This is a genomic window from Gammaproteobacteria bacterium, assembly GCA_028817255.1.
In the GTDB taxonomy this organism is placed as follows: Bacteria; Pseudomonadota; Gammaproteobacteria; order Porifericomitales; family Porifericomitaceae; genus Porifericomes; species Porifericomes azotivorans.
Genome location: JAPPQA010000099.1, coordinates 1 through 6,347 on the forward strand (window position 1 = coordinate 1; position 6,347 = coordinate 6,347).

The 6,347-nt window shown below is 69.9% G+C and carries 7 protein-coding genes and 1 tRNA gene; 6 read left to right on the top strand and 2 right to left on the bottom strand.

All coding sequences use genetic code 11. The annotated features are described in order from the left end of the window. Positions 1–77: 77 nt before the first annotated feature. Both OXU43_04300 and OXU43_04305 read right to left on the bottom strand, forming a co-directional pair. On the bottom strand, positions 78–1,079 hold the full coding sequence (locus OXU43_04300; protein ID MDD9824375.1) for a 5'-nucleotidase: 1,002 nt from the start codon (positions 1,077–1,079) through the stop codon (positions 78–80). A gap of 180 nt (positions 1,080–1,259) precedes the next feature. Next, a tRNA-Glu gene (locus OXU43_04305) sits at positions 1,260–1,335 on the bottom strand. A gap of 140 nt (positions 1,336–1,475) precedes the next feature. Between OXU43_04305 and pcnB the strand changes: the two genes are divergently transcribed. The 6 genes from pcnB to OXU43_04335 form a co-directional block, all read left to right on the top strand. Beyond that, the gene (gene pcnB / locus OXU43_04310) at positions 1,476–2,843 is read left to right on the top strand and encodes a polynucleotide adenylyltransferase PcnB (protein ID MDD9824376.1); all 1,368 of its coding nucleotides are present in this window, start codon (positions 1,476–1,478) and stop codon (positions 2,841–2,843) included. Continuing rightward, positions 2,840–3,358 carry a 2-amino-4-hydroxy-6-hydroxymethyldihydropteridine diphosphokinase gene (folK, locus tag OXU43_04315; protein ID MDD9824377.1) on the top strand — a complete coding sequence of 173 codons (519 nt, stop codon included), beginning with the start codon at positions 2,840–2,842 and terminating at the stop codon, positions 3,356–3,358. Before pcnB ends, folK begins: the two co-directional genes overlap by 4 nt. Further along, positions 3,355–4,029, top strand: coding sequence for a deoxynucleoside kinase (locus tag OXU43_04320; protein ID MDD9824378.1), 675 nt, complete (start codon positions 3,355–3,357; stop codon positions 4,027–4,029). Before folK ends, OXU43_04320 begins: the two co-directional genes overlap by 4 nt. Beyond that, a complete protein-coding gene (gene panB / locus OXU43_04325) occupies positions 4,017–4,811 on the top strand; it encodes a 3-methyl-2-oxobutanoate hydroxymethyltransferase (GenBank protein ID MDD9824379.1) in 795 nt (264 codons plus the stop codon). The genes OXU43_04320 and panB overlap by 13 nt, the downstream gene beginning before the upstream one ends. 148 nt (positions 4,812–4,959) lie before the next feature. Then, entirely contained in the window at positions 4,960–5,898 is a 939-nt protein-coding gene (gene panC / locus OXU43_04330) for a pantoate--beta-alanine ligase (GenBank protein ID MDD9824380.1), read from the top strand. 65 nt (positions 5,899–5,963) lie between these two features. After that, on the top strand, positions 5,964–6,347 hold a 384-nt coding region (locus tag OXU43_04335), incomplete at its 3' end, for a hypothetical protein (protein MDD9824381.1).

The window sequence follows — 6,347 nt, forward strand, 5'->3', positions numbered from 1 at the left end:
CCCGCCCCTGTTCAAGCCAGGGGCAAGCTCTGCGCGGGAATGGCGGATATTTGCCATGCCAGTCCGCCAGGCAATAACTATCGTTCGCCCTTTCCGCGGGAAAGGCCGGGGGCAATGGGCGCATCGGCGGGCGCATCGGCGGGCAGATTGGCGACGCCGTGCGGCACGTGACCCGTGGGGATCTCGCGGCTGGCACTGCCGCAGTACTTCATCTGGTCGTCGAAGAACACGTCCGCCCCATACGCCTTGAGGTAGTCCGTCTTGTCCCGCCCGCCCAGGAACAGCACTTCGTCGAGACGAATCCCCCAGTGCCGCAAGGTGGTGATCACCCGCTTGTGCGCGGGGGCGGCGCGGGCCGTCACCAGCGCCGTGCGGATCGGGCTGGCGCCGCCGGCAAAGACGCTCTGCAGGCGGTGCAGCTCGGCGAGAAAGGGCTTGAACGGCCCCCCGTCCAGGGGCTGGGCGGCGGCCCTGCGTTCGTCTTCGGCAAAGGCGGCCAACCCCCGCTCGTGATATACGCGCTCCGCCTGGTCGGAAAACAGCACGGCATCGCCGTCGAAGGCGAAGCGGACTTCCCCGTCGTCGGAGGCGCCGGCGGCAGAGGGGATCAGCGTGGCCGCCGCGACGCCGCTGTGCAGGGCGTTCTCTACATCCTCCGGCGCGATAGAGAGAAACAGGTGCACGCCGAAGGCGGATACGTAACGATGCGGGCTGCACCCTCCGCAAAAGGCGGCACAGGTGATCGCCAGCCCGTGATGTTCGATGGAATTGAACACCCGCAGGCCGGTGTCGGCACTGTTGCGCGACAACAGGATCACCTCCACCCTGCCGCGGCGGCCGGGCAGTTCGTTGATGCGCAGCAGTTTGCGCACCAGGTGAAAGGCCCCGCCCGGTTTCAGGGGCTCCTCTTCGTGCTGCACCTGGTAGCGGCGGAAGGCCTCCACCCCCTGGTTCTGGTAGATGCGGTGGCTCTCGTCGAGGTCGAACAGGGCCCGCGAGGAAATGCCGATGACCAGCCGGCCCTCGGGGTCGGGCGCGGCGGCGGCGTCCGGCCCGGCGCCGCGGCCCTCGCCCGGCAAGGGGGAAACGACCGGCGTCCGGCGGGCGTCTTCAGCCACGGCGGCGCCCCCCGGGACGACCCCGGCGCAGAGGCGGACAAAAGGAAGGACTGCTGACCAGGGCGCGCATCGAGTGCCCGCTAGTGTAGCACCGACGGGCGGGGAATGGCGGGCTCCCGCGCGCCGCGGGGCAGATTTCTTTGGCGCTCCCTAGGGGACTCGAACCCCTGTTTTCGCCTTGAGAGGGCAATGTCCTGGACCGCTAGACGAAGGGAGCGAAGATGCAAGGGCCATCCGCAAAGGCCATCCGCATCCGTATATAAGAACCGGCGGACCGGCGAAGATGGTATCATACCCGGGCCGGACGGCCCCCGCCAAGGCAGGGAGGCGCCGCAACCCGAAAGCGAAAGGATCACGATGCCCGGAAAAGAACAGCAACGCATTGCCCCCCTCCCGCCTCGCATTATCCCCCGCGATCAGCACAATATCTCGCGCTCCCGCATCGGCCCCAACGTTCTGAAGGTGCTCTACCGCCTGAAAAACGCGGGCTACAAGTCCTACCTGGTGGGCGGCTGCGTGCGCGACCTGCTGCTGGACAAGCAACCCAAGGATTTCGACGTGGCGACCGACGCCCACCCCGAGCAGATCCGCGAACTGTTCCGCAACTGCCGGTTGATCGGGCGGCGTTTTCGCCTGGCGCATATCCTCTTCGGGCGCGAGATCGTCGAGGTATCCACCTTCCGCGCCTCGCACGACCGGGCGCGGGCGCACGAGGGGCACAGCGCGGAAGGGGGGCGCATCGTCCGCGACAATGTCTATGGCGACATCGAGGAAGACGTATGGCGGCGGGACTTCACCGTCAATGCGCTGTTCTACAACATCCAGGATTTCTCCGTGGTGGACTACGTAGGCGGCATGAAAGACATCCAACGCCGGCAGCTGCGGCCGCTGGGCGACCCGGACCAGCGCTACCGCGAAGACCCGGTACGGATGCTGCGAGCGGTGCGTTTCGCGGTCAAGCTGGACATGGAGATCGAGCCGGAAGCGGCAAGGCAGATCCGGGAACGGGCGCCGCTGCTGGAAGACGTGCCGGCGGCGCGGCTTTTCGAGGAGTTCCTGAAGATGTTCCTCCACGGCCACGCGCGGGACACTTTCCGGCGGCTGCGCGACTATCGCCTGTTCGGCCACCTGTTTCCCGCCGCCGAACGGGCCATGACCGGCCCTTCCGGGGAAACCGCCCGCACCCTGATGACGCAAGTGCTGACGGACACCGACCGGCGCTACCGGGAGGACCGCCCGATATCGCCGGCCCTGCCGCTCGCCGCGCTGTTCTGGCACCCGGTGCAGGAATTGGCCGAAAACCATTGCAGCAAGGGCCTGTCGCGCATACAGGCGATGGAGCTGGCCGGCGCCGCCCTGCTCTCGCGCCAAATCAAGAGTCTCTCCATCCCGCGCCTCGTTACCGCCACCGTGCGCGATATCTGGGAATTCCAGGCGCGTTTCGAGGAACGCTGGATCAAGCAGCGCAGGGAACGGCTGCAGAAGCACCCGGCGTTGCGGGCAAGTTACGACTTCCTGGCTTTGCGCCACGAGGCGGGCGAAGAGGTGGGAGAGCTGGTACAGCGGTGGCGGGAACTGGCGATGTCCGCGCCCGTCGCCGGCAACCGGCAGCGCATGCGCCAGGACGGGCACCGCGACGGGCGGCGGCGCGGCCCCCTGGGTTTTCGCCGGGGCCGAGGCAGAGGGGGCAGAAGAGGAAGGGGCGACCGGGACCGGCGCGAATGACCCCCGCCTATATCGGGCTCGGCAGCAACCTGCAAGGGCCGCGCAAGCAATTGCGGCGCGCCCTGGCCGCATTGCGGAAATTGCCCGCCAGCCGCCTGGACGCCGTTTCTTCCCTCTACTCCAGCGCGCCGGTGGGGCCGCAGGACCAGCCGTTCTACCTGAACGCGGTGGCCCGCCTGGAAACCGAATTGCCGCCCCGCGAATTGCTGGCGCAAATGCGGCGGATCGAGCGGCGCCAGGGGCGCACCCGCGACGCGGAGCGCTGGCAGGCGCGAACCCTGGACCTGGACCTGCTGCTCTACGGCGACGAATGCATCGCCGGCGAGGAACTGACCGTGCCGCACCCGGAGATCGGCAGCCGCGCCTTCGTGCTCTACCCCCTCTACGAGCTGGCCCCGGAGCTGCGCATCCCCGGCCTGGGGAAGCTGCCGGCGCTGTTGCCGCAAGTCCGGGGACAACGGGCAGAGCGCCTGGGAGCGGGGCGCTTGAGGGCGGAGCGCCTGGAGGGATCGTGACGACAGGCGCGCAGGCGCCGGCCAGCATCGTGATCGAAGGCCCGATCGGGGCCGGCAAGACGACGCTGGCAAAGAAGCTCGCCCAGCACCTGCGGATGCAACCCGTGCTGGAGGAGTCGCGCGACAACCCCTTCCTGCCCCACTTCTACGGGGCGCCGGAGCGGTACGCGCTGCCGGCGCAACTCTACTTCCTGTTCCAGCGCGAACGGCAGATCGGGCGGCTGCGGCAGATCGGGCTGTTCCAACCGCCGCACTGGGTGGCCGACTTCATGATGGACAAGGATCCTCTGTTCGCCAGAGAGACGCTGGAGGAGCAGGAATACCGCCTGTACTTGCAGGTGTACGATCTGCTGGGGCCGCAGTCGGCCCCGGTCCCGGAATTGATGATCTATCTGCAGGCGCCGCCCGAAGTGCTGTTGCAACGCATCGCCCGGCGCGGCATCTCCTACGAACGCCGGATAGACGCGGAATACCTGCAACGCATCTGCGGCGCCTACATCGAATACTTCCACTACTACGAAAGCTCGCCCCTGCTGATCGTCAACGTGTCCGAGTGCAATCTGGCGGACAGCGAGCAGGACTTCCAGGCACTGTTGCGGCACCTGCGGAATTGCCGCGCCGGGCGCCACTACCTGAACCCTGGCGGCGAATCGCAGCCATGGCCCGAGTAAGCGCGGCCAGCCTGCAACGGCTGCGGCGCAAGGGGGAGAAGATCGCCTGCCTGACCGCATACGACGCCGGTTGCGCGGCAATCCTGGACTCCGCGGGGGTGGAAGTGGTGCTGGTGGGCGACTCGCTGGGGATGGTGCTGCACGGCGAGGCAACCACCCTGCACGTCAGGATGCAGGACATGATCTACCACACCCGCCTGGTGCGCCGGGGAGTGCGCCGCGCCCTGCTGGCCACCGACCTCCCCTTCCTCAGTTACGCCACCCCGGCGCAGGCGCTGGGCAACGCCGGCCGGCTGGTACGCGAGGCGGGGGCGGAAATGGTCAAGCTGGAAGGCGGCGCGGAACTGACCGAGACCGTGCGCCTGCTGGTCGGCGCCGGCATCCCGGTATGCGGTCACCTGGGTCTGCGGCCCCAGTCCGTGCTCCGGCTGGGCGGCCACCGGGCCCCGAAACGCAAACGGGAAGACGACGACAGGCTGCTGGAAGACGCCCTGGCGCTGCAAGAGGCCGGCGCCGCCCTGCTGGTGCTGGAATGCGTGCCCGCGGCCCTGGCGCAGCGGGTCACCGCCGCCCTGTCCATCCCCACGATCGGGATCGGCGCCGGCCCCCACTGCGACGGCCAAGTGCTGGTGCTCTACGACCTGCTCGGGATCGGCGAGCGCCGCCCCTCCTTCAGCCGGGACTTCCTGGCGACGGGCGGCGGCATCCGCGGCGCCGTGCGGGAATACGTGCGCCAGGTAAAGGACGGCGGCTTCCCCGGCGCCGCGGAAACCCCGGCCTGAGCCCGATGCGCCGCGCCGCCCCCGCCCGATGCGCCGCGCCGCCCGCGCCTGACCCGCGGACTGCGCCGCCGATGACGCCGCTGCCGCCCCACTGCCGCCCATAGCGCCCCGCGTCCGCCCCGCGCCGTCCGCCCCGCCCTCCTGCCAGATGCCACGCACCGCGCCCCGCACCACGCCCATGCGCTGCCTGCGCCGCATCGCCGAGCTGCGGGAATGCCTGGCCGAATGGCGGCGCCGGGAACTGCGCGTCGCGCTGGTGCCCACCATGGGCAACCTGCACCGCGGCCACCTGGCCCTGCTGCGGCGGGCGCGGCGAGAGGCGGAGCGCGCGCTGGCCACGATCTTCGTCAACCCCATCCAATTCGGCCCCGGCGAGGACTACGCCGAATACCCGCGCACCCCGGAGCGGGACCTGGAGCTGCTGCGCGAGCACGGCGCGGATGCAGTCTTCCTGCCGCAAACGGAAGAACTGTTCCCCCACGGCACGGAAGGGCACACGCAGGTCCGGGCGCCGGAACTGGACGGCATCCTGTGCGGCGCCTCGCGCCCGGGGCACTTCGCCGGCGTCGCCACCATCGTCGCCAAACTGTTCGGCCTGACGCGCCCGGACGTGGCCGTCTTCGGCCTCAAGGACTACCAGCAGCTTCTGGTCATCCGGCGCATGGCCGCCGACCTGGCGCTGGGTGCGCGCATCGTCGCCGAGCCCACCGCGCGCGAGGCGGACGGGCTGGCCTTAAGTTCGCGCAACGCCTACCTCTCGCCGCCGGAACGCGCCGCCGCCCCGGCGCTGTACCGGACGCTGGAGCGGCTCGCCGGGCGCGTCCGCGACGGCGCGCGGGGGCTGCAAGCGCTGGAAGAGCGGGCCCGCGAGGAGCTCGCCGCCGCCGGCTTCCGCCCCGAATACGTCAGCGTCCGCGACGCCCGCACCCTGGCGCCGCCCGCCGACCCCGCGCCCGCGCGGGGGCCTCAGCGTCTGGTCGCGCTGGCCGCCGCCCGCCTGGGCAAGGCGCGCCTGATAGACTGCCTCCCCTTCGAGCGCCAGGGCGCCCCGCCGGACGGCAGCCCCGGACAGCAGCCAGTAAAATAGCCAATCGAATGAAAGGCCGCATCCGCATCCGCCGCCCGTCCGCACCCCGGCCAAACCCGCAAACCATGCCGAAGACGCGCCCCCTCTTTCCCCTGCTCGCTGTGGCGCTGGCCCTAAGCTGGGCCGCGACACGGGCCGCGCCCGTTGCGGCTGCCGACGGCCTGAGCGTCTTGCCCGGCGCGACGCTGGTCCGGGGCCATCCCGCCAACGACGGCGACAGCTTCTACGTCAAGGCGAACGGCAGAGAACTGCACCTGCGGCTCTACTACGTGGACTGCCCGGAGACCCGCCCCGGCCGCCCGGCGCGGCGCATGATTAAAAGGATGTGGTACCAAGCCCGGTACTTCGGCCTGCAAGACCCCGGGACCGTCATGCGCTTCGGCAACGAGGCCAAGCGCTACACGGAGCGCGCCCTGGCCGAACCCTTCACCGTCTATACCGAGTACGAG